Here is a 23,122-nt window from a genome sequence, read left to right as displayed (position 1 = left end):
GATCAGGTCACGGCATGACGCTTTGCATGCAGATCGTAATCTTCGCGGTCGAGTATGTCGCGCAGATTGGCAACGGCATCCCAGACATCGACATAACGCACGTATAAAGGGGTGAAACCAAAACGCATGATGCCGGGCTCGCGGTAATCGCCGATCACGCCGCGTTCTATCAAGGCCTGGATAATCGCGTAAGCATGCGGATGATGGAAACTGGCCTGGCTGCCGCGTTGCTGGTGTTGACGTGGCGTGACCAGTTCCAGCGGATGTGCGGCGCACTGGCTTTCAACCAGCGCGATAAATAAATCAGTTAATGCCAGTGATTTTTCGCGTATCGCCTGCATCGTGGTTTTACCGAAGATATCGAGACCGCAGCCGACCAGCGCCAGCGACACCATCGGTTGCGTGCCGCACAAGGCGCGGCGGATACTGGCCGTTGGCTCAAAATGCGGCTGCATCGCGAATGGGCTTGCATGCCCCCACCAGCCCGACAGCGGATGCTGAAATGCAGCCTGATGGCGTCGCGGTACCCAGATGAATGCGGGCGCACCGGGGCCGCCATTCAGATATTTATAAGTGCAGCCAACTGCGAAATCGGCCTGCGCCGCATTCAATTCCACAGGCACCGCGCCGGCGGAATGTGCCAGATCCCATAAGGCCAGCGCACCGTGCTGATGAATCAGGGCGGTCACCGCTGCCATATCGTGCAGATAGCCGGTGCGGTAGTTCACATGCGTCAACATCACCAGCGCCGTTTTTTCATTGATGACCTGCGGCAGCTCGTCAGGAGTATCGATCAGTTGTATCTGATAGTCGCGATCCAGCCAGCGGGTGATGCCTTCCGCCATGTAAATATCGGTAGGGAAATTGCTGCGCTCGGTGATGATGACTTTGCGTTGCGCATCGCCGGATTGCATCTGCAAGGCCGCGCTGATGGCTTTGAACAAATTAATGGAGGTCGAGTCGGTGACGACCACTTCGTCTGCCTGCGCGCCGATCAGCGGTGCGAGCTGATTTCCCAGTGTGGACGGCAGATCGAACCAGCCAGCCTTATTCCAGCTTTTGATCAGATCGGTGCCCCATTCCTGCGCGATCACTTCCTGCGCCCTTTGCAGCGAGGCTTTCGGGCGCGCACCCAGTGAATTACCGTCGAGATAAATAACGCCGTCGGGCAAAAGAAATTCATCGCGTAAAGCGGCCAGCGGGTCTTGCTGATCGAGTTGCTCGCAGGCGGCGCGGCTGTTGGGCGTGGTCATCGTGATCTCCTGAAAATATTATCGTGGTGTATATGGTTGTACGCTGATGCGGTTTTGATTGTCGGCAGCGCTCTGAGTATCGCCCGCACCGGGCTGGCATCGAGTCCGGCGAGTTTTAAGGGCAGACAGATTAATTCGTAATCGCCCTCAGGCACATCATCAAGAACAATGCCTTCCAGAATCGCCATCTGATGCTGCTTCATGCGCAGATGTGCATCCAGCGTTTTGGATTCCTGCGGGTCGAAAGACGGGCTGTCGATGCCAATCAGCCTGACGCCGTGCTGCGCCAGCAGATCGATGGTTGCCGGGGCAATACTCGGAAAATCTGCATCCCATTGCATTTGCGGCGCTTGCCGATAGGTGCGGAACAGCACGCGGGGCGGCAGGTTGTGCAAACAGTCGCTGACGTGTTCTGGTAAAACCTGCGCCACGCCGACACAATGAATCACGCGGCAGGTACCGATATAGGTCTCCAGCGCGACCTGATCGATGGATTTACCGTCAACATCGTAATGCGAAGGCGCGTCGCAATGTGCGCCGGTATGGGTGGACATCGTGATCTTGCTGACTTTGACCGGGCAGCCGTCGGCAATTTGCCAAGTGGTTTCAGCGCTGTAAGCACTGTCGCCCGGCCAGACCGGAATCCCCGGTTGTATCGCCGGTGTGATGTCCCACAAACGCGGCATTTCAGGCAGCTTAGACAGATCAGACATGGCAAACTCCTTAACAGAACAGGCAGAGATTTTATGCTGGATTGCCTGAATAATTGTTGCAAATCACATTATTAAAAACGGCATTGGTAGAATATGCTGCGAATAAATAAGTGTTATTTGACGGAAAATGTGAAGGTGTTTTTTTGCATTGCGCAAATACACCAGAAAACAGGAAAACCATGCAACTCGATGCGACCGATCTGAAAATTCTCGATTACCTGCAAACCGATGGCCGTATCAGCAATCAGGAATTGGCGGACAAAGTATTTTTATCGCCCTCATCCTGCCTGCGGCGGGTGCGTATGCTGGAAGAGGCCGGCGTGATTCATCATTATTGCGCCGTGATTGATACCGAAAAAGTCGGGCTGGAGGTGGATGCGTTTGTGCAGGTGACGATGCGGCGCGATGTCGAACAATGGCATGAGAATTTTTCGCAAGCCTTGCAGCAGTGGCCGGAAGTGACCGGTTCCTACATCATCACCGGCGACGCCAATTACCTGCTGCGTGTGCGTGCCCGCAATCTCAAGCATTACTCCAGCTTCGTTCTGGAACGCCTCTACAAAACCGCCGGCGTGCTCGATATCCGCTCGAATATTGTCTTGCAGACGTTGAAAGATACCCAGCAGATTGATACTGCTTTACTCGAGGAATAAGGCAATTTCAGGGGAGTATCTTCGATTTTCGCCTTATTCTCAGCATAAACAAAGGGCTTTTAAATATACCCCGGGGAGTATATTTTTGCCTCTGGAAGCTGTTTTACAGGCTTATTTACTCTGTAACAGCGCTTTCAGTATTCCTGCTGCCGGGCCCTGATTGTTCCAGGTCTGGGTCAGATCAAGGTCGCCGTTGGTGCTGACGAGGATCAGGATATGACCGTTTTGGATATCGAGCAGATTCAGGATGCGCACACCGGCGATCCAGCCCTGACGTTCGACGATGGTGGTCGGTTTGCGTTCGTCAGCGCCTTTGAATGGATAGACCCAGACGCCGAGCGCACCGCCGGTGGCATTCGGTTTCAGCATGTCAGCGCGGGCGGCGGGCGTCAGCAGCTTGCCCGCAATGAAGGCGCGGTCAAAGGCGAGTAAGTCTTGCAGCGTGCCATACGACGAACCGGCCGCGCCGTAACTGGCGAAATTCACTTCCGGTTCAGCTTTCCCACCCAGTGTGCCGTGCACATGCGCCGGGTTGTCCGGCATCGCGGCGTTGTACATGCCAGCGCTTTTCATGCCGGAAGGCTGGAACAGGCGTCTTTGGAGTAATTGGGCAAAAGGCTGACCGCTGATTTTTTCCAGCAGAGCACCCAGCACAAGATAGTCGCAGTTGTTGTAGTCGAATGTGCTGCCCGGCGCACTTTTCATTGGCCCTGCGCAGATGCCGCTTGCGAAGGCCTGCATATTGTCGCCCTGATTGGCATTACGCATGTGAAACGTAGGCTCGGCGTTTTCATTGTAAAGGCTGGAATAATGCGTCAACAGTTGCCGCAGCGTGATCTGGCGCGCCTGCGGATTCGGATAATCGGGCCAATACTTTCCCAGCGGCTGATCGAGTTGCAAACGCCCGGCATCGACTTCCTGCATTATCAGGATCGCGGTCATTTGCTTGGTGATCGAGGCGAAACGGAAAGGGCGTTGCAGATCACCAAAGTCGGCGCTGCTTTTTTGCAGCAAAATCTTATCGCCGCGCGCCGCAAGTAGCGCACCGCGGAAACCGCTGGCAAACAACTGGCTGGCGGCGGTTTCCAGCGGATCAGGCTGTTTTGCCGCGACATTCTGGGCGGATAGCGCACTCAACAGGCTCAGAACGATGAGGGTGCTGCTGCGCAGAAACTTAATGAGATGACAGAGGCGGGGCATGGCTCTACTCCGGGAACAGATCAGAAACCGCAGTGTAACAAATCACGGTAAAAGCGGAAGATTGTGCAGTGCATGAAGGCGCTCGCGATATAATGCCGCACCATGAATTTACTGAAAACTCTTGCTTCTATCAGCGGCATGACGATGTTGTCGCGCATTACAGGCCTGGCGCGCGACATTCTGATTAACAGCCAGTTCGGCGCGAATGCACTGTCCGATGCATTCAATATCGCGTTCCGTATCCCGAATCTTTTACGTCGTTTATTTGCCGAAGGCGCGTTCGCGCAGGCCTTTGTACCGATTCTGGCCGAATATAAAGTCAGACAGGGCGAAGAAGCGACGAAGGCACTGGTCGATCATGTCGCGACCTTGCTGACCTGGGCTTTGCTGCTGACCTGCGCCGCCGGTATCGTCGGTGCACCGGTGATTTTGTATGTGGCCGCGAACGGTCTGTTAGACCGGCCTGATGTATTTAATGCCAGCGTGGTGATGACTCGCATCATGTTCCCTTACATCGGTTTTATGTCGATGGTGGCGCTGGCTGGCGGTATTTTAAATACCTGGCGCGAATTCAAAATACCGGCTTTTACGCCGGTGATTTATAACCTGACCTCGATAGCCGGATCTTTGTGGCTGTCACGCTATCTGGAGCAACCGATTTATGCGCTGGCGATTGCCGTTTTCGTTGGGGGTGTGCTGCAAATGGCGATCCAGATTCCGGCTCTGGTCAAAATTGGCATGTTGCCACGCATAGGCTGGCGGCCGCATACTGCCTGGCAGGACGAAGGCGTGCGCCGCATTGTGCGCAATATGCTGCCAGCGATCCTGGCCGTTTCGGCGTCGCAGATCAGTATTCTGATCAACACTAGTCTGGCTTCCAAAATGGTGGCAGGCAGTACCAGCTGGCTGGCCAGTGCAGATAGGCTAATGGAATTCCCAACCGCGCTGCTGGGCGTCGCTTTAGGCACGATCTTGCTACCGGGTTTGTCCAAGGCGAATGCTGACGGCGACACAACGGAGTATTCGGCATTGCTCGATTGGGGCTTGCGTCTGACTTTCCTGTTAGCGATGCCTGCTGCTGTGGCGCTTGCGACGATTCCCGAAGCGCTGACCGCTACCTTGTTTCATCATGGTAAATTCGATGATCATGCGGTGCAGATGACCTCGCATGCCCTGATTTCTTATGGCATTGGTCTGATCGGTCTGATCGTGGTGAAAATTCTGGCACCGGGTTTTTATGCGCGGCAGGATATACGCACGCCAGTCAAAATCGCGCTGACCGTAATGATCGCAACGCAATTACTGAATCTGGTGTTTGTGCCTTTGTTTGCGCATGCCGGTCTGGCTTTGTCGGTCGGTCTGGGCGCTTGCATCAACGCACTGTTGCTGTTTGTTGGATTGCGCCGCCGCGGTATTTTTCAGCCGCAAAAAGGCTGGCTGATGTTCCTGATTAAACTGGCTGCGGCTTTAATGCTGATGGCTGCGGTATCGTCTTGGATGTCAGATCAGATACACTGGCTTGCGATGAAACATACACCATTGCTGCGCGCAGGCGCATTGTTCGTACTGATACTGATATCGGCTGCGGCGTATTTCGGTGCGCTGGCGGTAATGGGCTTCCGCCCGAAAGATTTCAGGAAAACAGCGAAAGTCTGATGTTGTTTACTGTAATAAAAAGGGATGTCACCGTGAGTGAACAAGTGTTTTAGCGCCTGATTTTAGTTCCTGAGTCGCTGAATTAAGTTCAGAAAACAATACATCCCAACTTGGATTACGCGCAATTATTTTTTAGGATCTGGGAGTACCGGTTCTGCAGAACCGAAAAAAGTCAGATAGGAAATCCAGATTTCATTGATACGCTCATCGTAGAGCCGTAACTGACATTCTGCAGAGTCGCGAAAACGAGCGCTACCTTGCTCGCGGCTATACAGATAATCACAATGCTGCCGCAGATATTTCTCCCAGGTTTGCTGAGCTTCGATTAATTTTTCAGCGGAGCGCCCGGATAAACTTTCCTGTTTCTGCGCCGCCAAAAAATATTTCTGAAACTTGGCGACCTTCAAATCAATTTCCTTAGAGAGGCACTCCGCCTCCTCGGCTATACCTTTGCTATTGACACATACTGCGAGGTTTTGCGCTGACCATGCTGCGTTACCAAGTAGTGTAAAAATAGTAGCCAACATGTATTTTGCGAACGATGATTTTTTCATTTTCAGTTTGAAAAGTTGAAGGCTAAGATTTTTGGGAACCTGATTTTTCTTTGTGTCTGTCCAGTATTCCACAACATACGGTAAAAAATGCAATTGCCCAGCCAAAAAAGACCGGGCAATCGCTGTGCAACAGAGCAAACTGAAAAGGAAAGACGAAAGCATGTTTGCCATCGCTTGCGGTTTTTATGGCTACTGCTGCGAAACCTCAACTGACTCTGAGGTGATGAAATAATTCAGACGACGAAATGGCAAACGTAATCCAGGGTTTCCAGCGTTTCGATTTCGAAGCTGGAATTGGCGGGTACCTGGAATTGCTGGCCGCCTTCGTAGGTTGACCATTCACTGTCGCCTTTGACGCGGATGCGGCATTTGCCTGCGTTCAGCTCCATGATTTCAGCTGCACCGGTATTGAATACCAGGCTGGATGGGAAGATCACGCCTATGGTTTTTTTTGTGCCGTCAGCCAGCAATACTGTGTGGGAAACGCATTTGCCGTCGAAGTAAATATTCGCTTTTTTTACGACGCTGACCTGGTCGAATTGAGTTGTCATCTTGTTTTATTCCAAAAAAACAGCCCGCGTAAAAAGCGGGCTGAGTTGCATTGATAAAAGCGGGTGTATTTCCTGATTACTGACCGCGTTTTGCGCGGGCATTTGCTGCAATACGCATACGCAATGCGTTGAGCTTGATGAAACCACCGGCATCCGCCTGGTTGTAAGCGCCGCCGTCTTCATCAAAAGTAGCAATGTTCATGTCGAACAGAGAATCTGTTTTGGAATCACGCGATACGGTGATCACATTGCCTTTGTACAGCTTGACGCGTACCCAGCCATTGACCGTTTGTTGTGTCTGATCGATCAGTGTTTGCAGAGCGATGCGCTCTGGTGCCCACCAGTAGCCGTTGTAAATCATGCTGGCGTAACGTGGCATCAGATCATCTTTCAGATGCGCGACTTCGCGATCCAGCGTGATCGATTCAATTGCACGGTGCGCGCGCAGCATGATGGTACCGCCTGGCGTTTCATAGCAACCGCGGGATTTCATACCGACATAGCGGTTTTCCACCAGATCGAGACGACCGATACCGTGCTTACCACCCAGACGGTTCAGTTCAGTCAGCACCGCTGCAGGTGACAAGCGTTTGCCATTCAGGGACACGATGTCACCGCGTTCAAATTCGATATCCAGATATTCAGGTGCATCTGGTGCCTGTTCCGGACTGACGGTCCAGCGCCACATCGATTCTTCTGCTTCGGCACTTGGGTTTTCCAGGTGGCGGCCTTCAAAACTGATGTGCAGCAGATTCGCATCCATGGAATACGGCGCGCCGCCGTTTTTGTGTTTCTGGTCGATTTCTATGCCGGCATCTTGGGCGTATTTCATCAGTTTTTCGCGTGACAACAAATCCCATTCACGCCACGGTGCAATGATTTTCACGCCTGGCATCAGCGCATAAGCACCGAGTTCAAAACGTACCTGGTCGTTACCTTTACCAGTTGCACCGTGCGAGATCGCATCGGCACCGGTTTCTTTGGCGATTTCGATCAGGCGTTTGGCGATCAGCGGACGCGCAATCGACGTGCCGAGCAGGTATTCACCTTCGTAAATCGTATTGGCGCGGAACATAGGGAAAACGAAATCGCGGACGAATTCTTCACGCACGTCATCGATATAAATGTTTTCCGGTTTGATGCCGAATTTGATGGCTTTGGCGCGTGCCGGTTCCAGCTCTTCACCCTGGCCCAGATCGGCAGTGAAGGTCACGATTTCGCATTGATAATTGTCTTGCAGCCATTTCAGAATGACTGAGGTATCCAGACCGCCGGAATAGGCGAGGACGACTTTTTTAATATCGCTCATAGTGTGCTTTCAAAGTGTCTATTATTTCGAGTTAAAACGTGTGTGCTCAATCCGGTTCAGCTGATTTCGCCGACAACCAGATATTCTAATAAAGCTTTTTGTACGTGCAGGCGGTTTTCTGCTTCATCCCAGACGACAGACTGTGGGCCATCAATGACGCCAGCCGAGACTTCTTCGCCGCGATGGGCTGGCAGACAATGCATAAACAGCGCATCCGGATTGGCGCGCGCCATTTTTTCTTCATCCACAATCCAGCCGTCAAATGCTTGCAGACGGGCCTGATTTTCGGCTTCGTAACCCATACTGGTCCAGACATCGGTATTCACCAGATCAACACCGGCACAGGCATCGGATGGATTGTCGAACAAGGTGTACTGCGATGGATCTGCGCTGACCAGTGACATATCCATGTCATAGCCTTTAGGGGTGGAAATATGCAGATGGAAATTGAATATCTGGGCGGCCTGCAGCCACGAATACAGCATATTGTTCGCGTCGCCTATCCACGCCACTTTTTTGCCGGTGATGGAGCCACGATGTTCGATATAGGTGAACACGTCGGCCAGTACCTGACACGGATGATGTTGGTTGGTTAAACCATTGATGACGGGTACGCGCGAATTGGCGGCGAATTTTTCTATCATCTCTTGCTCGAATGTGCGGATCATGATGATGTCGCACATGCGGGACATGACCTGACCTGCGTCTTCGACAGGTTCGCCGCGGCCAAGCTGACTGTCACGCGTGTTCAGATAAATTGCAGCACCGCCGAGCTGATGCATGCCAGCTTCAAATGACAAACGGGTACGGGTGGAATTTTTCTCGAAAACCATCACCAGCGTTCTGTCGAGCAGAGGGTGATAGGTCTGATAAGCTTTGAACCGTTGTTTGATGATGCGCGCACGTTGCATCACATATTCAAATTCGGTCAGCGTAAAATCGGAAAATTGCAGGAAATGTTTGATAGCCATAAATAAAACCGGCAGCAAGTTGAGCTTGCCGCCGCCTGTTATAACTGCTTCATTATAAAGGATTAAAGCGGCTTTCCCATATTAAATTCAGAAGATGACGGGTTTGAAAATTAATTTGTGGGTGCTTTTGACATTTATTTGCGAAAAATCAGCTTTGTTGTCGTGATATTGAAATGTTGTTTGATTGTGTCCGGAATTGTTAATTTTCGTGAATTAGTAAAAAAAAGTAACTCAGCTTGATAATCTTATTGATCTGACATCATTGGTTCTCGGTAAGCTATTTATAATGCCGCTGATTGCAGAATTTATTTCTTCAGAGAATTCGTCTTAATCTGACTGGCGTTCGAGCTGGCAGATTGTTTGTATTGAACAACATTTACCGGATTAATTATTATGAGCGCACTGTTAGCCGGACTGACCGTCCTGATTATTGGCGATAGCCATATGTCCACACCAGATTATCTGATCACGACTTTACACGATGATCTGATGAATAAAGGTGCCGTCGTTTATTCTTTCGGTGCCTGCGGTGTCGCTGCTGGCGACTGGATGGTAAAGAGCCAGTCTTCTTGCGGCGGTGCGGTTCGTCTGAAAGATGGTCCGGTCGAAGTGAAAACCGGGCAGGATGCAATGACGCGCCCGTTCAATGAACTGGTGAAAACCTACAAACCAAATCTGGTGGTTGTGGTGAATGGCGATACGATGGCGTCGTATTCTCAGCCAGAGCTGCAAAAAAACTGGGTCTGGCAACAGGTTTCCCGTCTGACCAAAGGCGTCAAAAATAACAATGTGAGTTGCGTCTGGGTTGGCCCGGCCTGGGGTACTGAAGGCGGCAAATTCAATAAAACCTATGCCCGTGCCAAAGAAATGTCCGGTTATCTGTCTGAGATCGTGGCGCCATGCACTTATATCGATTCACTCAGCCTGTCTAAACCTGGCGAATGGGGCACGATAGATGGTCAGCATTTTGATGGCGCTGGCTATAAATCCTGGGGCAGTGCGATTGGTAATGCGATTGCCACACCTGCGATTCTGAATTCGATCAAACGTTAATATCCAGATTGTCCGGCCGTGCGCCACCAGATTCCTATCTGTGGCGCACGGGTGTTTTTGGCTGGCATGATCCTGTTTGTATTGTCGGCTTTGTCTTTGACCGCATAGACTGATTCATCAAAATGAAAAAAATTATCCTTACTTGCCTGGCTTCTGTCTTGTCTCTGAGTGCTTACGCAGATAATCCTTTGTATGAAACCGGCCCTGGTCAGGATTCATCCTTCGTGCGTTTTCTGAATGCCAGCAGCGATAAGGCGCTTGTCGTCAACGGCGCCGCTAAAGTGAGTCTGGATGTTAAAAATGAGAGTCGTGTTTCGCGGTTTTATCCGGTCAAGGCTGGCGATAAACTGAAAGCCAGTGTGCAAGTCGGTGCCGCTAAAACCAATGTGGAAGTTGTGGCGAAGCCGGGTGAATTTATTACTGTCACCATCCTGAATAAAGGAGCTGCGCTTGAAAGTATGCTGGTGCGCGAAGCGCCGACCGATTTCAATGCGATGCGTTCTTCTATTTCTCTGATGAATGTTGATAGCAGTTGCGCTGCCGCCTCGCTGACGGGTGGTGCCAAGTCTGCGATGATTTTTGAAGGCGTGAAACCAGCCACAACACAACGTCGCCTGGTGAATCCTGTGGCGCTGACAGTGCAGGCGAATTGTGGCACTGACGCTGCCGGTGCAGCGGTAGATATGTCGCAATTGCAAGCAGGTGAACGTTACAGCATTATCGTGATTCCTGCGAAAAAAGGTCGTCAGACTTTTTTTGTACGTGATTCGACTTCCTGATCTGATTCAGGACTTTTCTCATGGTATTCGCTTCTCTTGAGTTTCTGACGCTGTTTCTGCCTCTGTTTTTTGCGCTGTATCTGGTCACACCGCAGCAGTATCGCAATCACACTTTGTTGTTTGGCAGCTGGCTGTTTTATGCATGGTGGACGCCGAAATTCCTGCTGTTGATTATTGCGCTGACCATCCTAGCGTGGGGCGCTGCGATCCTGATTGACAGAACCAATGATGAACGCCTGAAAACACGGGTGATGGTGGCAACCATCGTGCTGAATCTGGCATCGCTGGTTTGGTACAAATACACCAACATGGTCGTGTCGTCGCTCAACACGATACTCACGGGGCGGCAGATGCCCGTCATACCGTGGGAAAATCTGATGCTGCCGATCGGTTTGTCGTTTACCGTGTTGCATGCGATTTCCTACGTCGTCGATGTGCGTCGCAAGACCGTACCAGCACAGTACAGCTTTATTTCTTTCAGTGCGTATATGGCGATGTTCCCGCATCTGATCGCTGGCCCTATCGTCCGTTATAAAGTGATCGACAAAGAACTGCGCGAACGTGTTTTTTCATTTGAAAAATTCACGCTTGGTGCGCGTCGCTTCATGATCGGTTTTTCGATGAAGGTCCTGATTGCCGATACGCTGGCACCAGTTGTTGCACTGGCTTTCGGCTTGAAAAATCCCGGATTCGGTGATGCCTGGGTTGGTTGTATCGCCTACACATTCCAGTTGTATTTTGATTTTGCCGGTTACAGCGCGATGGCAATTGGCCTTGGGTTGATGCTGGGTTTTCATTTTGAGGAAAACTTCAATAATCCTTATCTGGCGGTGTCAATACAGGATTTCTGGCGGCGCTGGCACATGACCTTGTCGTCATGGTTACGGGACTATCTCTACATCAGCCTTGGCGGTAATCGTCAGGGAAAAGTCCGCACCTATGTGAATCTGATGCTGACGATGGCGATCGGCGGATTATGGCATGGTGGTGATAACTGGAATTATCTGATCTGGGGCATCATTCACGGTAGTGCATTGTGCTGTGACCGCGCCTTTACTCAGCGAGGTTGGTCCATGCCCAATTTCGCGTCGCGCAGTCTGACTTTGTTGGCGGTGATGTTTGCCTGGACCATCTTCCGTGCCGCAGGTTTCGACAATGCGCTCGACATGTGGGCGGGACAACTTGGTTTCAACGGTATGAGTATCGGCGATGAAATTATTCTGGCTTTGCGCCCCGGCATTTTACTGACCTTCGTCATTGGCCTGATTTGCGTGGTTTATCCCGCGACCCGGATCGCGAAGCAAGGTGGTCTTGGTGTGATGAGCTGGAGTATGGTCTGGCCTGTGCTCACATTCGCTTATGCCGTGATTGTGCTGGCAGGGCAAAAGGCAATTCCATTTTTGTACTTCCAGTTTTAAGAGGAAAACATGAGCGAATCTTTTTCCTTTGATGCAAAAAAAGCCGGGGCATGGCGCTATGTGCCGGCCTTGTCATTTGCCGCGATACTTGCCGCTGGCCTGGTTGCGACGGTATCGTCTTTGCAAGAGGTGCCACTGCAGAAGTGGCGAGAGATGGGGGACGGGCAGAAAATTGTTCAGGGTGAGGCGACGCGTATGTTTACGACGCAGCTCAATGAACATTTTTCATGGAGTAAAACATTTGCTAAATTTGAGCGCGCGGTTCGATGGAATCTTGCGCGCGATGCTGGTCCGAATGTCCGTGTTGGTTGTGATGGTTGGTTCTTTTTACAGGAAGAGCTGACGACATTTGATGGTGGTGCACAGAACGCCAATGCGCGTGCATACATGGTCGGACAGATTGCGCAGAGCCTGAAAAAACAAGGCGTGCAACTGGTGGTGGCGGTCGTTCCGGATAAATCCCGGGTGGAACAGCAGCACCTCTGTGGTCTGCACCGGCCAGCGGGCTTTGCCCAGCGTGGCGATGACTGGATTAAGGCTTTACGTGCAAAACAGGTCGATGTGATCGACCTGTATCCAGCGCTGAACAGTTTCAGTGGTGAGCGTTATTACCGGACCGATTCGCACTGGAGTGAGGCGGGTGCGAATGTGGCTGCGGCAGCGATTGCGAGGCATTTGCAAAGTGCAGGTCTGGTTGATAAGTTCACTGCCGATCTTCCTGCAGGTGCAGTGAAAACCGTGATCGCAGAGCGTATGGGGGATTTATTCCGTGTTGCCAATCTGGATGGATTGCCGGCTGCGTTACGTCCCGCTATTGAAAAAACGGCGACCAGTACCGTGGCACCCGTTGCGAATAACAGCGACGATTTGTTTGGTGATGCCGGATTGCCTGCGGTGGCTTTAATCGGTACCTCATTCAGTTTGCGCGGTAATTTTGTGCCATTTCTGAGTCAACATCTGGCGGCACCGGTAGCGAATCTCGCCAAAGATGGCGGCGATTTTGACGGTTCCGCCACAGCCTATCTGCATAGCAAAGCATTACTGCAGGAGCCGCCAAAAGTCGTAGTGTGGGAGATACCAGAACGTATGTTGCAAAAGCCGTTCAAGCCCTCCGAGCGCGCTTGGCTGGAAAGCCTGAAGCAAGGCAAGCTGTAATTGCAGCGCTGATTTTTTAATGCACAAAAATCAGCGCTGAAAATCAGCGATCAGTAACCGACCGTTTGTGCGGATTCATGCACGAGTTGTTCAAACAGCTCGTGCCGCATAGCGGCGATGCTGCCATCTTTGACTGCGGCCAGTATCGCGCAGCCAGGCTCGGCGTGATGGTGGCAATTGTAGAATTTGCAGTGTCCCAGATACGGTAAAAATTCCGGGAACGCCCGTTCCAGCATGCCTTCACTCAGATGATGCAAACCAAATTCCTGAAAGCCCGGTGAATCAATCACATACGAATTTTCATCCATCTGATACAGACGGGTGAACGTGGTGGTGTGCTTGCCGGTATCCAGCGCGGCCGAGATTTCACGAGTGGCGATTTCCGCATCGGGAATCAGCAGATTGATCAGCGAGGATTTCCCCATCCCTGATTGGCCTATCAATATCGTGCTTTGGCCGCGCATCAGGTTTTCCATCGTCATCCGTGTGCCTTCAGGATCGGCCTTGGCAGAAACTTCATGCACCGGATAGCCTAGCTTCGCGTAGAGTCCGACACGTTCACGCGCTTTCGGCAGTGATTCGGTGACATCCACTTTGTTCAGAATCAGATGTGGTTTGATGCCGGAAGATTCTGCCGCAACCAGCGCCCGCGAAACCAGATCGTCAGTAAAGCTGGGCTCTGTTGCCACCACAATCAACAGTTGCGTGAGATTCGCTGCCAGCATTTTTGATTTGTACTGATCCGAGCGGTACAGCAAGGTTTGACGTGGCGTAATCGCTTCGATCACGCCCTGATTTTTTGATGTCAGCGCAAATTCAACCACGTCACCGACAGAGACATCGCTTTTCTTGCCACGTGTGACGCAATGCAGTTTTAGCAGTTCGCCGTTGATCGTCGCCTGTATCAGGTAATGACGGCCATGTGCAGCGATAACCAGACCTTGTAGATGCGCCATCAGGAAAAACTTTGCTCAAAAATGGCGTCGATTTTAGCGGCGCAGATGAAGTCGTTTTCCGAGATGCCGCCTTTGCCGCCATTCACCGTGTGCGTGTCAAAACGCACCACACAACGGTTATAAGTGACGACCAGTTCCGGGTGATGGTCTTCGGCGTGAATCACATACGCAATCGCATTGATGAACGACAGCGTTTCATAATAATTTTTGAACTGATAGGTTTTGGCGATACGCGCACCATCGACTGCCCAGCCCGGCGTGGCGGCCAGATAAGCTGGCAATTCCGATTCCGGTAATCCGGTGAAGGTTTCCTGTGATTTTTTAGCGAGCAGGTCGGCGGTTTTAATCATGGTCATTCCTGAGATTATTTTTGACGTTATTTCTGAAATTACGCGGCAGGCGATGCCGCCAACAATTTGTTAATTCTTACGGTCGCTGGCGGATGCGAATCATAAAAAGCAGAATGCAACGGATCCGGCGTCAGGGTAGATGCATTGTCTTCATACAGTTTCACCAGCGCCGCCACCAGATCATTGGCATCGGTATGTTTGGCGGCGAAAGCATCAGCCTCAAATTCATGTTTGCGCGAGCTGATCGAAGTCAGCGGTGAAAACAGGAAGGTGAATACCGGCACACTCAACATAAACAAAATCAGGGCCATTGCATCATTTTTCGCCAGCAGCATAGGTTCAACACCAAGGCCGGTATAAAACCAGATCTGCTCTTTCAGATAGCCCAGTAAGCCCAGAAAAACCAGTGACAGACCAAAGATCACGATCATACGTTTGACGATATGTTTTAATTTGAAGTGACCGAGTTCATGCGCGAGTACCGCTTCAATTTCGGCCGGTGCCAGACGCGACAACAAAGTATCAAAAAAGACGATGCGCTTGGATGCGCCGAAACCCGAAAAATAAGCATTGCCGTGGGCGCTGCGTTTTGAACCGTCCATCACGAACAAACCTTTCGATGCAAAGCCGACGCGCTGCATCAGACCTTCGATGCGTGTACGCAAACCATCATCTTCCAACGGGGTGAATTTATTGAACAGCGGTGCGATCACGCTGGGGTAAATCAGCATCATCAATAACTGAAAACCGCTCCAGAATAACCATGCATACAGCCACCACAAGGCACCGGATTTATCCATCAGCGTCAGCACGACCCAGATCAGCGGCAGACCAATCACCGCGCCCAGCAAGGTGCTTTTTAGCAGATCGCCGAAGAACAGGCCTGGCGTCATTTTGTTAAAGCCAAACTTCTGTTCGAGCACGAATTGCGAGTAATACGAAAACGGTAGCTCCAGCAGGCTGCTGATCACAGCAAATGCGGCGATCAGGCTGATCTGATACACCATGCCCGGGCCAGTGACCTTGACCAGTGTGACAGACAGCCACTGCAAACCACCAAACAAGGTGAAGCCGATCAGTACCAGTGCGTTAAATATCAGTAAAACCAGACCCAGTTTCGTCTTCGCAATGGTGTAGTCAGCGGCTTTCTGATGTGCTGCCAGCGGGATTTTTTCGGCAAATTGCGCTGGCACCTGTGAACGGTGTTGCAGTATGTGACGAATGTGGCGCGAGCCCAGCCAGAACTGCACCAGCAGTGTGAGCAGCAGAAAGGAAATGAAGAAAACCGAAAAGGCGACTGAAATCATGGGAAAATGTGACATTCGTAAAAAACGCTAAGGAAGAATTATGTCACAAGCGACCGACATTCAAGCAAACACACCACCTGCACGCCCAAATGAAATGAATCTGATCTGGGTGGACATGGAAATGACTGGCCTTGACCCTGATAATGACCGCATTATCGAAGTGGCCGTGGTCGTTACGGATTCGCAATTGAATGTGCTGGCTGAAGGCCCGGTGTTCGCCATTCATCAGTCGGATGAAACGCTGAACAAAATGGACGCCTGGAATAAAGGCACGCATGGCCGCTCCGGCCTGATCGATAAAGTTAAAGCATCAACGTTCAGCGAAGCCGACGCAGAGGAAGCCTTGATCGCGTTTCTGAAACCGTATGTGCCAGCCGGTAAATCGCCGATGTGCGGTAACTCGATTTGTCAGGATCGCCGTTTCATGGCGCGCGGCATGCCTAAGCTGGAAGCCTTCTTCCATTACCGCAATCTGGATGTCTCGACGCTGAAAGAATTATGCCGCCGCTGGAAACCGGAATTATCGACAGGCTTTAAGAAACATCAGAAACACACCGCGCTGGCCGACATCGTTGAATCGATCGAAGAACTCAAATATTACCGCGAGCATTTCATCAAAGAATAAGCTGAGTGCGGTGCTGTTCCTGCGTAGTTGTGGAGTTTCGGACGTGAGCAGGCAGCAGCAGGCAATAAAAAAGCGACGGTGAAATAACCGTCGCTTTTTTATTGCCTGATTTTCCATATACTCCCAGGGAGTATCAATTTTGGTGTCGCTAACCTCCTTTGTTTATAAGGAGATGTCCGCAATTAAATAAGATACTCCCTGAAAAATGGCAAAAACAGGGCAAAAAAGACTGTTTTCAGGCCATTTTCTGCGCAACCAGAAGCTTAAACGCCCAGCAGTTCAACTTCAAAAATCAAAGTTGCATTCGGTGGAATCACGCCGCCTGCGCCGCGTGGGCCGTAGCCGAGGCTGGATGGGATTGTCAGGATACGTGTGCCGCCGATTTTCATGCCTTGTACGCCTTCATCCCAGCCTTTAATCACGTGACCAGCGCCGAGTGGGAAAGAGAAAGGATCATTGCGGTCTTTGCTGGAGTCGAATTTCGCGCCAGCGCTGCCATCGGCATTTTGCAGCCAGCCTGTGTAATGAACGACGACGTGATTGCCTGCTTGCGCTTCGGCGCCTTCACCGACGACTTTATCTTCGTATTGCAGACCGCTGACGGTAGTAATGGTGCTCATGGTTTCCCCTTCATTTGTCAAAAAAGTGGCGCAATTGTAGAGCAAAAACAGAGTCCGGCGCTGTAATCTGCCCAGCGCGCGCTTTTTTCCTGGTTGTAAGGAGTTTCCTGTATGAAAGTTGTTGCCTTGATTTTGCTCAATATCGGCTGAAAAGTAAAAAAACAGCAAGCCTGATCTGAGCCGTTGATGACTATGCACGGTAAAATGCAGACTTAATTCATTTATTGGCGGTCTTCTTTCATGCGTAGTCGTTCTTTGTTGGCATCTTTGTTGTTTGGTTTATTGGTTCCTGCGGTTGTACCGGCAGCACAGTCAAATGTGGTGGTCGTGCTGAATTCACGTGACGCGACGGTCAGTTTGCTGGATCAGCAGACCTACAAAGAAATCAGTACCTTTCCTATCGGCAAAGAACCGCATCATCTGATGGCGACGCCAGATAATAAATCTCTGATTGTGGCGAATGCGATAGGCGATGAACTGGTGTTTCTGGATCCCAAGAGTGGTCAGATTCAGCGTCGTATCAAGGATATTGCCGATCCGTACCAGATCGGTTTTTCACCGGATCAGAAATGGTTTGTCTCAAATTCGTTGCGCCTTGATCGCGTCGATTTTTATAAATTCGATGGTCAGGATCTGAAACTGGTGAACCGTGTTCCGCTGGCGAAATTACCTAGTCACATGGCATTTGATGCCGCCAGCACGACGGTGTTTATTACCCAGCAGGGCAGTGATCAGGTGTCAGCAATTGATCTGGCAACCCAGAAAGTGAAATGGACGATTCCTGTCGGTAAGCTGCCGGCGGGTATCGTGATGACGCCGGATGATAAATATCTGCTGGTCGGCATCATGGGCAAAGATTACGTTGAAGTGATTGACTGGCGCACACAAAAAACCGTCAAGCGTATTAAAGCTGGTGTCGGCACACATAATTTCCGTGCGCTGGGTGATAAGCGCCATGTGTTTGTGTCGAACCGCACTTCCAACGAAATCAATATTCTGGATCAGCAAACGTTGGAAATGGTCGGCAGTATTCCTGTCCCCGGTGGTCCTGATTGCATGGAAGTCAGTGAAGACGGTAAGACCTTATGGGCGACTCTGCGCTGGATTAAAAAAGTAGCGGTCGTGGATATTCCTTCCAGAAAAGTCATCAAGCTGATTCCTGTCGGCCGTTCCCCGCATGGTGTTTTCTTTGCCAATCGTGCCGGCAACATCTAAGCACCGTCCTTACATTGTAGCCGCACTGGCAGCCTTGATTCTGCCAGTGCAGATCAGCGCTACCGCAGCGGCCGCTGCGAATCATTCTGTCGCATGTAAGGGAACAATTTATCTGACATTTGACACTGGCAGTCAGTCGCAGGCGGAATTGATTGCGACAACCCTGCGTCGCCATCAGATCAAAGCCACCTTTTTTCTGGCGAACGAAAAAACGGTGCGTGACGATTATTCTCTCGATCCATCCTGGGCACCCTATTGGAAAACGCTGGCAAACGAAGGCCATGCGTTTGGGTCGCACACTTTCGATCACGTTTATGTGATTGGTGATCTGCCGGATGGCAGAATAGAAGTGCGCCCGCAGTTCGGTGCTGATGCCGGAAAAAAACTGGCGTGGACACCGCAACAATACTGCAGTGAATTGCGCCGTGTGAACCAGCGCTTTCTGCAGCTGACCGGTAAGCAACTTGATCCCTACTGGCGCGCTCCTGGCGGTAAACTGACGCCGAATTTATTAAAGGCTGGCGAAGCTTGCGGCTATCGTCATGTCGCATGGGCGCCTGCCGGTTTTTCCGGCGATGAATTATCCAGCGAAAAATTCAGTAATGCCGTGTTGTTGAAACGCGCACTGGATCATTTGCGGGATGGTGATATTTTCATGGCGCACCTTGGCATCTGGTCGCGCAAACAGGCTTGGGCACCGGAAAATCTGGAACCTTTAATTGCCGGCCTTGAGCAGAAATCTTTTTGTTTTGCTACGCTACGCGAGCATCCTTCTTATCTCTCCGCTACTCCCGTTAAATAATGAATGTTATTGCCTACTTTTCTGATCTGCTGACGAATCTGCAATCCTGGATTTTTCAAGCCATCGTGCAGCCGACGATGTTTTATGTCGGGCTGGGGGAATATGTGGAAGATTCATTTGAGGGTGTTGAGTGGTTTATCTTTGGCGTTTTACAACTGATTATTCTGTTCCTGATTTTACGACCGCTGGAATCGTGGATCCCCGTACATAAAATCACTGATCGTTATGCCCGCTGGAACGATTTTATTTATACCGCCTTGCATCGCCTGGGCGCGTTTTCGATGGTGGTGTTTTTTCTGCTGACACCGGTATTTGATTATCTGACAGCGGTCTTGCATTTACAGGGCGTCAACCCGTTTAATCTTGAAGATCTGTGGTCAGGTTTCTTGCAATATCCGGCCTTGCTGTTTATTGCTTACCTGTTTGTGCTGGATTTTTTTGATTACTGGTATCACCGTGCCAGCCATCAGTTCAACTGGTGGTGGGGTTTGCACAGTCTGCATCACAGTCAGCGCAATATGAATCTGTGGAGCGATAACCGTAATCATTTGCTCGACGATTTTCTGCGCGATATTTACATGGGCATGATTGCGATTGTGATAGGCGTGGAGCCTGGGCAGTATGTGATGCTGGTGATGGCATCGCAGATGTTACAGAGTCTGCAGCATGCGAATGTGCGTATTCATTTCGGCTGGTTTGGTGATTATCTGCTGGTGTCGCCGCGCTATCACCGCATGCATCATGCGATTGGACTCGGGCATGAAACGCAGGGTAAGGGCACTTTGGGCGGGCACAATTTTGCCGTGTTGTTTCCGGTATGGGATGTGTTGTTTGGCACAGCCTTATTCAGTAAAGAATATGCCGAGACTGGCATCCGAGATCAGCTGCCTGCGCCGGAAGGATGTTCCCGCGAGTACGGGCGCGGATTCTGGTCACAGCAATGGCTGGGGCTCAAACGCATGACCGGTATGGAAAAGGAAACCCATTCATGAGTATTGCTGCGGTTGGTATCGCATGGGGGCGAGCGGTTGCCGCCCAATTACATGTTCGCATGCTGTTGCTGACGTTCGCACCGTTTCTGGTTGCAATGCTGATCTGGAGCGTCGCTATGTGGTTTGGTCTGCAGGCGCTGATTGATTATTTGCAGTTGTGGTTTGCCGAACATAACAGTTTTCAGACTGCTGGCGACGTTCTGGGCATGATAGGTTTATTCACATTAAAAGCGATGGTGGTGCCACTGGTCGCGATGTGGCTGCTGTTACCGCTGATGGTGTTTACTGCGTTGTTATGTATAGGCTTGTTTGCGATGCCTGCGATCAGCAAACATGTGGGATCCCGCCATTATCCGCAGTTGGAACAACTCCACGGTGGTTCCTTGCTCGGCAGCCTAGGGTATTCACTCAGTTCATTTGTGATTTTTGCTGTCGTCTGGCTGCTGACGTTGCCGCTGACTTTATTTCCGCCTGTGAGCCTGGTCTTGCAGCCGTTGCTTTGGGGCTGGCTGACTTACCGCGTGATTGTCTACGATGCGCTGGCTGAACACGCCGATGCCGATGAGCGGCATGCGTTGATGAAACAGCATCGCTGGTCTTTATTATTGATGGGAACCATCGCCGGTATATTTGGCGCTGCACCGGGCTTGTTGTGGCTGGGGGGCGTGATGGCGGTGATGTTCTTGCCGGTGATCGCCGGATTTGCGATCTGGCTGTATGTGCTGGTCTTTGTTTTTTCCGGTCTGTGGTTTCAGCACTATTGCCTGGCGGCGCTGGCGCAACAGCGTGCGGCAGCAGCGTCATCGTCTGCTCTTGTACAATAAGCACATCGCGAATTTCAACTAAGGAACGCACATGGCTATCGGTCTGATCATCATCGGTGACGAAATTCTTTCAGGAAAACGGCAGGATAAGCATTTGCCGCAAGTGATTTCTGCGCTGAATGCGCGAGGCTTACAACTGGATTGGGCAGAATACGTCGGTGATAACCGCGAACGGATTACCGCGACCTTACAGCGTAGTTTTGCCAGCGGCGATATCGTTTTTTCGACTGGCGGCATCGGTGCGACACCGGATGACCATACCCGTCAGTGCGCTGCCGCTGCGCTGAATCTGCCGCTGGAATTGCATACTGAAGCCAAAACGCTGATACAGCAACGGGTACTGGACATGGCGGCAGAGGCCGGTAAGACCGTGGATCTGAACAGCCCCGATCATTTGCAGCGCCTGAAGATGGGCGAGTTTCCGCAAGGCGCAGCCCTGATTCCGAATCCTTACAACAAGATTCCCGGCTTTGCGATACGCCAGCATTATTTCGTTCCGGGCTTTCCCGTGATGGCCTGGCCGATGATAGAGTGGGTACTGGATACGCATTATTCCCATCTGTTCCATCAGCAGGCAAGAGCAGAAAAAGCGGTGTTGGTGTACGAAGCGATAGAGTCTGTATTGACACCGTTAATGGAAGCTTTGGAAGCGGAATTTCCACTGATTAAAGTCTTCAGCCTGCCTAGTGTTGGCACTACGACGCAGCGGCGACATATCGAGCTGGGTGTCAAAGGTGATCCGGAACAGGTCGAGGCTGCATTTATAAAAATGCTCGCAGGGCTCGATCATTTTCACTCTGAATATGTGCCGGTACCGCTGAGTTCTGACGCCTGATGCAAAAGATCAAGTTCACCCTGTTTTCGCTGCGCGACCTGATCATCGCGTTTGGGCCGGTGACACTGATGGTGCTGATCGTCTGCGGCCTCGGGTTCTGGCTGGTCGATCCGGCGCCGCCGCGCATTATCGACATTTCCACCGGTCCGGAAAACAGTGCTTACGAACGTTTTGCCAAGTTATACGCGGCGGAGCTGGCGAAAAACCAGATTCAACTACGCTTTAAAACTTCACAGGGTTCGCAGGAAAATTTGCAGCGCATCAGCGACCCTGATTCTGAAATCGAAGTGGGTTTCGTGCGTAGCGGCTCGACTGATCGCGCGGATGCCGCAGAAAAAGGATTGGTATCGCTGGGCAGTTTATTTTACGAACCGATCTGGATTTTTTACCGAGATAAAAAAGAATTGACGACCATCAGCCAGTTCAGAGGGCGTCGTATAAATGTCGGCCCTGATGGGACTGGTGTTGGCCGTATTTTCGAGCAGATTTTATCGGTCAATAGCATGAGTGCTGATGATGTCAGTTTCCAGCATCTTGATGATACGCCGGCGACAGTGGCGTTTCTGGCTGGACAGTTGGATGTGCTGGTATTCAGCACCGCCAGCGATGCGCCGCTGGTACAGATGTTGTTGCAGACACCCGGTGTGCGTTTGTTTGACTTTGTACAGGCCGAAGCCTATACCCGGCGTTTCCCTTATCTTTCGCAAGTGACGCTACCGCGCGGCATTGTCGATATCGGTTTGGATTTGCCCGCCCGCGATTATCACCTGATCTCACCGACAGCAACGCTGGTGGCGCACGAAAGTCTGCATCCTGCATTGACCGGTTTGTTGTTGCAGGCAGCGGCTAAAATCCATAGCCGCGCTGACTGGCTGAGTAAGCAGGGGGAATTTCCTTCCGATCGTTACACCGAAATTCCGGTGTCCGGCGAAGCTGAAAAATTCTATAAGAACGGTGCACCGGTGCTGCAACGTTATCTGACTTTCTGGGTCGCAAATTTTATCGAGCGCATGTGGGTAGTGATCGTTGCACTGGGCGCTTTATTTTTGCCCTTATCCAAAATTATTCCCCCTTTATACGTCTGGCGTATCCGCTCCAGAATTTATCGCTGGTATGGTCAGTTACGTACGGTCGAGCAGATCATCGATAACCTGAGCAACTCAGATAAAAGAGCGACGCTGGAAAAGCAGTTGAATTATCTTGATGAAATTGAAGACAAGGTGAACCGCATCAGCGTTCCCTTGTCGTATGCAGAAGAATTATATGGTCTGCGCAGTCATATCCAGTTTGTACGAACCCGGGTGCAGTCTTTACTAAAAAGCAGATAAATT

Annotated in this window: 24 protein-coding genes; 13 read left to right on the top strand and 11 right to left on the bottom strand. The window is 51.1% G+C overall.

What is annotated here, in order from left to right; all coding sequences use genetic code 11:
- Positions 1 to 2: 2 nt before the first annotated feature.
- Entirely contained in the window at positions 3 to 1,253 is a 1,251-nt protein-coding gene (gene kynU / locus KDM87_RS09205) for a kynureninase (protein WP_212678811.1), read from the bottom strand.
- On the bottom strand, positions 1,250 to 1,939 hold the full coding sequence (kynB, locus tag KDM87_RS09200; RefSeq protein ID WP_212679240.1) for an arylformamidase: 690 nt from the start codon (positions 1,937 to 1,939) through the stop codon (positions 1,250 to 1,252). The genes kynU and kynB overlap by 4 nt, the downstream gene beginning before the upstream one ends.
- Positions 1,940 to 2,145: 206 nt before the next feature.
- On the opposite strand from kynB, the gene KDM87_RS09195 reads away from it, so the two are divergent.
- Positions 2,146 to 2,619, top strand: a complete 474-nt coding sequence (locus KDM87_RS09195) for an Lrp/AsnC family transcriptional regulator (protein WP_212678810.1) — start codon at positions 2,146 to 2,148, stop codon at positions 2,617 to 2,619.
- A 111-nt stretch (positions 2,620 to 2,730) separates the two neighbouring features.
- Here KDM87_RS09195 and KDM87_RS09190 read toward each other — a convergent pair whose 3' ends face one another.
- Positions 2,731 to 3,819 carry a serine hydrolase domain-containing protein gene (locus tag KDM87_RS09190; RefSeq protein WP_212678809.1) on the bottom strand — a complete coding sequence of 363 codons (1,089 nt, stop codon included), beginning with the start codon at positions 3,817 to 3,819 and terminating at the stop codon, positions 2,731 to 2,733.
- Positions 3,820 to 3,921: 102 nt separating this feature from the next.
- Here KDM87_RS09190 and murJ point away from each other — a divergent pair, with 102 nt between their 5' ends.
- The gene (gene murJ, locus KDM87_RS09185) at positions 3,922 to 5,475 is read left to right on the top strand and encodes a murein biosynthesis integral membrane protein MurJ (protein ID WP_212678808.1); all 1,554 of its coding nucleotides are present in this window, start codon (positions 3,922 to 3,924) and stop codon (positions 5,473 to 5,475) included.
- Positions 5,476 to 5,600: 125 nt separating this feature from the next.
- Here the strand turns inward: murJ and KDM87_RS09180 are convergent, their stop codons facing one another.
- The 4 genes from KDM87_RS09180 to argF form a co-directional block, all read right to left on the bottom strand.
- Positions 5,601 to 6,002, bottom strand: coding sequence for a lysozyme inhibitor LprI family protein (locus KDM87_RS09180; protein ID WP_212678807.1), 402 nt, complete (start codon positions 6,000 to 6,002; stop codon positions 5,601 to 5,603).
- Positions 6,003 to 6,262: 260 nt separating this feature from the next.
- Complete coding sequence (gene ppnP / locus KDM87_RS09175) at positions 6,263 to 6,580, bottom strand: pyrimidine/purine nucleoside phosphorylase (RefSeq protein ID WP_212678806.1); 318 nt, start codon at positions 6,578 to 6,580, stop codon at positions 6,263 to 6,265.
- Between the two features lie 76 nt (positions 6,581 to 6,656).
- Positions 6,657 to 7,889, bottom strand: a complete 1,233-nt coding sequence (locus KDM87_RS09170) for an argininosuccinate synthase (RefSeq protein WP_212678805.1) — start codon at positions 7,887 to 7,889, stop codon at positions 6,657 to 6,659.
- 56 nt (positions 7,890 to 7,945) lie between these two features.
- The gene (gene argF, locus KDM87_RS09165) at positions 7,946 to 8,860 is read right to left on the bottom strand and encodes an ornithine carbamoyltransferase (RefSeq protein ID WP_212678804.1); all 915 of its coding nucleotides are present in this window, start codon (positions 8,858 to 8,860) and stop codon (positions 7,946 to 7,948) included.
- A 393-nt stretch (positions 8,861 to 9,253) separates the two neighbouring features.
- Here argF and KDM87_RS09160 point away from each other — a divergent pair, with 393 nt between their 5' ends.
- The 4 genes from KDM87_RS09160 to KDM87_RS09145 all read left to right on the top strand — a co-directional run bounded on the left by KDM87_RS09160 (position 9,254) and on the right by KDM87_RS09145 (position 13,265).
- The gene (locus KDM87_RS09160) at positions 9,254 to 9,913 is read left to right on the top strand and encodes an SGNH/GDSL hydrolase family protein (RefSeq protein WP_186883212.1); all 660 of its coding nucleotides are present in this window, start codon (positions 9,254 to 9,256) and stop codon (positions 9,911 to 9,913) included.
- Between the two features lie 122 nt (positions 9,914 to 10,035).
- Positions 10,036 to 10,692: an alginate O-acetyltransferase AlgF gene (locus tag KDM87_RS09155; protein ID WP_212678803.1), complete on the top strand. Its 657-nt coding sequence runs from the start codon at positions 10,036 to 10,038 to the stop codon at positions 10,690 to 10,692.
- 20 nt (positions 10,693 to 10,712) lie between these two features.
- The gene (locus tag KDM87_RS09150; protein ID WP_212678802.1) at positions 10,713 to 12,110 is read left to right on the top strand and encodes an MBOAT family O-acyltransferase; all 1,398 of its coding nucleotides are present in this window, start codon (positions 10,713 to 10,715) and stop codon (positions 12,108 to 12,110) included.
- A gap of 9 nt (positions 12,111 to 12,119) precedes the next feature.
- Positions 12,120 to 13,265: an alginate O-acetyltransferase AlgX-related protein gene (locus KDM87_RS09145; RefSeq protein WP_212678801.1), complete on the top strand. Its 1,146-nt coding sequence runs from the start codon at positions 12,120 to 12,122 to the stop codon at positions 13,263 to 13,265.
- Between the two features lie 50 nt (positions 13,266 to 13,315).
- On the opposite strand, the gene rsgA is transcribed toward KDM87_RS09145, so the two are convergent.
- From rsgA to KDM87_RS09130, 3 genes are read right to left on the bottom strand one after another with little or no spacing between them, the layout of a single operon-like run.
- Positions 13,316 to 14,221: a ribosome small subunit-dependent GTPase A gene (gene rsgA / locus KDM87_RS09140; RefSeq protein ID WP_212678800.1), complete on the bottom strand. Its 906-nt coding sequence runs from the start codon at positions 14,219 to 14,221 to the stop codon at positions 13,316 to 13,318.
- Positions 14,221 to 14,571, bottom strand: a complete 351-nt coding sequence (locus KDM87_RS09135; RefSeq protein ID WP_212678799.1) for a 4a-hydroxytetrahydrobiopterin dehydratase — start codon at positions 14,569 to 14,571, stop codon at positions 14,221 to 14,223. Before KDM87_RS09135 ends, rsgA begins: the two co-directional genes overlap by 1 nt.
- Positions 14,572 to 14,609: 38 nt before the next feature.
- Positions 14,610 to 15,878 (bottom strand): M48 family metallopeptidase, encoded by a 1,269-nt coding sequence (locus tag KDM87_RS09130; protein WP_212678798.1) that lies wholly within the window; start codon positions 15,876 to 15,878, stop codon positions 14,610 to 14,612.
- 40 nt (positions 15,879 to 15,918) lie between these two features.
- On the opposite strand from KDM87_RS09130, the gene orn reads away from it, so the two are divergent.
- Positions 15,919 to 16,503, top strand: coding sequence for an oligoribonuclease (gene orn / locus KDM87_RS09125; protein WP_212678797.1), 585 nt, complete (start codon positions 15,919 to 15,921; stop codon positions 16,501 to 16,503).
- A 263-nt stretch (positions 16,504 to 16,766) separates the two neighbouring features.
- Here the strand turns inward: orn and KDM87_RS09120 are convergent, their stop codons facing one another.
- Positions 16,767 to 17,123, bottom strand: coding sequence for an FKBP-type peptidyl-prolyl cis-trans isomerase (locus KDM87_RS09120; protein WP_212678796.1), 357 nt, complete (start codon positions 17,121 to 17,123; stop codon positions 16,767 to 16,769).
- A 240-nt stretch (positions 17,124 to 17,363) separates the two neighbouring features.
- Between KDM87_RS09120 and KDM87_RS09115 the strand changes: the two genes are divergently transcribed.
- Genes KDM87_RS09115 through KDM87_RS09090 form a run of 6 tightly spaced genes read left to right on the top strand, consistent with a single transcriptional unit; the run spans position 17,364 to position 23,119 of the window.
- Positions 17,364 to 18,338 (top strand): YVTN family beta-propeller repeat protein, encoded by a 975-nt coding sequence (locus KDM87_RS09115; protein WP_212678795.1) that lies wholly within the window; start codon positions 17,364 to 17,366, stop codon positions 18,336 to 18,338.
- Entirely contained in the window at positions 18,301 to 19,140 is an 840-nt protein-coding gene (locus KDM87_RS09110) for a polysaccharide deacetylase family protein (RefSeq protein ID WP_212678794.1), read from the top strand. The genes KDM87_RS09115 and KDM87_RS09110 overlap by 38 nt, the downstream gene beginning before the upstream one ends.
- Positions 19,140 to 20,132, top strand: coding sequence for a sterol desaturase family protein (locus tag KDM87_RS09105; RefSeq protein ID WP_212678793.1), 993 nt, complete (start codon positions 19,140 to 19,142; stop codon positions 20,130 to 20,132). The genes KDM87_RS09110 and KDM87_RS09105 overlap by 1 nt, the downstream gene beginning before the upstream one ends.
- A complete protein-coding gene (locus KDM87_RS09100; RefSeq protein ID WP_230407681.1) occupies positions 20,129 to 20,956 on the top strand; it encodes an EI24 domain-containing protein in 828 nt (275 codons plus the stop codon). Before KDM87_RS09105 ends, KDM87_RS09100 begins: the two co-directional genes overlap by 4 nt.
- A gap of 31 nt (positions 20,957 to 20,987) precedes the next feature.
- Positions 20,988 to 21,791: a competence/damage-inducible protein A gene (locus tag KDM87_RS09095; protein ID WP_212678791.1), complete on the top strand. Its 804-nt coding sequence runs from the start codon at positions 20,988 to 20,990 to the stop codon at positions 21,789 to 21,791.
- Positions 21,791 to 23,119 carry a TAXI family TRAP transporter solute-binding subunit gene (locus KDM87_RS09090; RefSeq protein WP_212678790.1) on the top strand — a complete coding sequence of 443 codons (1,329 nt, stop codon included), beginning with the start codon at positions 21,791 to 21,793 and terminating at the stop codon, positions 23,117 to 23,119. Before KDM87_RS09095 ends, KDM87_RS09090 begins: the two co-directional genes overlap by 1 nt.
- Positions 23,120 to 23,122 lie beyond the last annotated feature (3 nt).

It is taken from the genome of Cognatundibacterium rivi (genome assembly GCF_018139565.1).
Taxonomy (GTDB): Bacteria; Pseudomonadota; Gammaproteobacteria; order Burkholderiales; family Burkholderiaceae_D; genus Undibacterium; species Undibacterium rivi.
This window is presented reverse-complemented; position numbering and strand designations above follow the sequence as displayed.

What these genes read in the sequence shown, in the direction of transcription:
- kynU (WP_212678811.1), bottom strand. Translation starts at nt 1,253, where the DNA reads ATGACCACGCCCAACAGCCGCGCCGCCTGCGAGCAACTCGATCAGCAA.
- kynB (WP_212679240.1), bottom strand. Translation starts at nt 1,939, where the DNA reads ATGCCGCGTTTGTGGGACATCACACCGGCGATACAACCGGGGATTCCG.
- KDM87_RS09195 (WP_212678810.1), top strand. Translation starts at nt 2,146, where the DNA reads ATGCAACTCGATGCGACCGATCTGAAAATTCTCGATTACCTGCAAACC.
- KDM87_RS09190 (WP_212678809.1), bottom strand. Translation starts at nt 3,819, where the DNA reads ATGCCCCGCCTCTGTCATCTCATTAAGTTTCTGCGCAGCAGCACCCTC.
- murJ (WP_212678808.1), top strand. Translation starts at nt 3,922, where the DNA reads ATGAATTTACTGAAAACTCTTGCTTCTATCAGCGGCATGACGATGTTG.
- KDM87_RS09180 (WP_212678807.1), bottom strand. Translation starts at nt 6,002, where the DNA reads ATGTTGGCTACTATTTTTACACTACTTGGTAACGCAGCATGGTCAGCG.
- ppnP (WP_212678806.1), bottom strand. Translation starts at nt 6,580, where the DNA reads ATGACAACTCAATTCGACCAGGTCAGCGTCGTAAAAAAAGCGAATATT.
- KDM87_RS09170 (WP_212678805.1), bottom strand. Translation starts at nt 7,889, where the DNA reads ATGAGCGATATTAAAAAAGTCGTCCTCGCCTATTCCGGCGGTCTGGAT.
- argF (WP_212678804.1), bottom strand. Translation starts at nt 8,860, where the DNA reads ATGGCTATCAAACATTTCCTGCAATTTTCCGATTTTACGCTGACCGAA.
- KDM87_RS09160 (WP_186883212.1), top strand. Translation starts at nt 9,254, where the DNA reads ATGAGCGCACTGTTAGCCGGACTGACCGTCCTGATTATTGGCGATAGC.
- KDM87_RS09155 (WP_212678803.1), top strand. Translation starts at nt 10,036, where the DNA reads ATGAAAAAAATTATCCTTACTTGCCTGGCTTCTGTCTTGTCTCTGAGT.
- KDM87_RS09150 (WP_212678802.1), top strand. Translation starts at nt 10,713, where the DNA reads ATGGTATTCGCTTCTCTTGAGTTTCTGACGCTGTTTCTGCCTCTGTTT.
- KDM87_RS09145 (WP_212678801.1), top strand. Translation starts at nt 12,120, where the DNA reads ATGAGCGAATCTTTTTCCTTTGATGCAAAAAAAGCCGGGGCATGGCGC.
- rsgA (WP_212678800.1), bottom strand. Translation starts at nt 14,221, where the DNA reads ATGGCGCATCTACAAGGTCTGGTTATCGCTGCACATGGCCGTCATTAC.
- KDM87_RS09135 (WP_212678799.1), bottom strand. Translation starts at nt 14,571, where the DNA reads ATGATTAAAACCGCCGACCTGCTCGCTAAAAAATCACAGGAAACCTTC.
- KDM87_RS09130 (WP_212678798.1), bottom strand. Translation starts at nt 15,878, where the DNA reads ATGATTTCAGTCGCCTTTTCGGTTTTCTTCATTTCCTTTCTGCTGCTC.
- orn (WP_212678797.1), top strand. Translation starts at nt 15,919, where the DNA reads ATGTCACAAGCGACCGACATTCAAGCAAACACACCACCTGCACGCCCA.
- KDM87_RS09120 (WP_212678796.1), bottom strand. Translation starts at nt 17,123, where the DNA reads ATGAGCACCATTACTACCGTCAGCGGTCTGCAATACGAAGATAAAGTC.
- KDM87_RS09115 (WP_212678795.1), top strand. Translation starts at nt 17,364, where the DNA reads ATGCGTAGTCGTTCTTTGTTGGCATCTTTGTTGTTTGGTTTATTGGTT.
- KDM87_RS09110 (WP_212678794.1), top strand. Translation starts at nt 18,301, where the DNA reads ATGGTGTTTTCTTTGCCAATCGTGCCGGCAACATCTAAGCACCGTCCT.
- KDM87_RS09105 (WP_212678793.1), top strand. Translation starts at nt 19,140, where the DNA reads ATGAATGTTATTGCCTACTTTTCTGATCTGCTGACGAATCTGCAATCC.
- KDM87_RS09100 (WP_230407681.1), top strand. Translation starts at nt 20,129, where the DNA reads ATGAGTATTGCTGCGGTTGGTATCGCATGGGGGCGAGCGGTTGCCGCC.
- KDM87_RS09095 (WP_212678791.1), top strand. Translation starts at nt 20,988, where the DNA reads ATGGCTATCGGTCTGATCATCATCGGTGACGAAATTCTTTCAGGAAAA.
- KDM87_RS09090 (WP_212678790.1), top strand. Translation starts at nt 21,791, where the DNA reads ATGCAAAAGATCAAGTTCACCCTGTTTTCGCTGCGCGACCTGATCATC.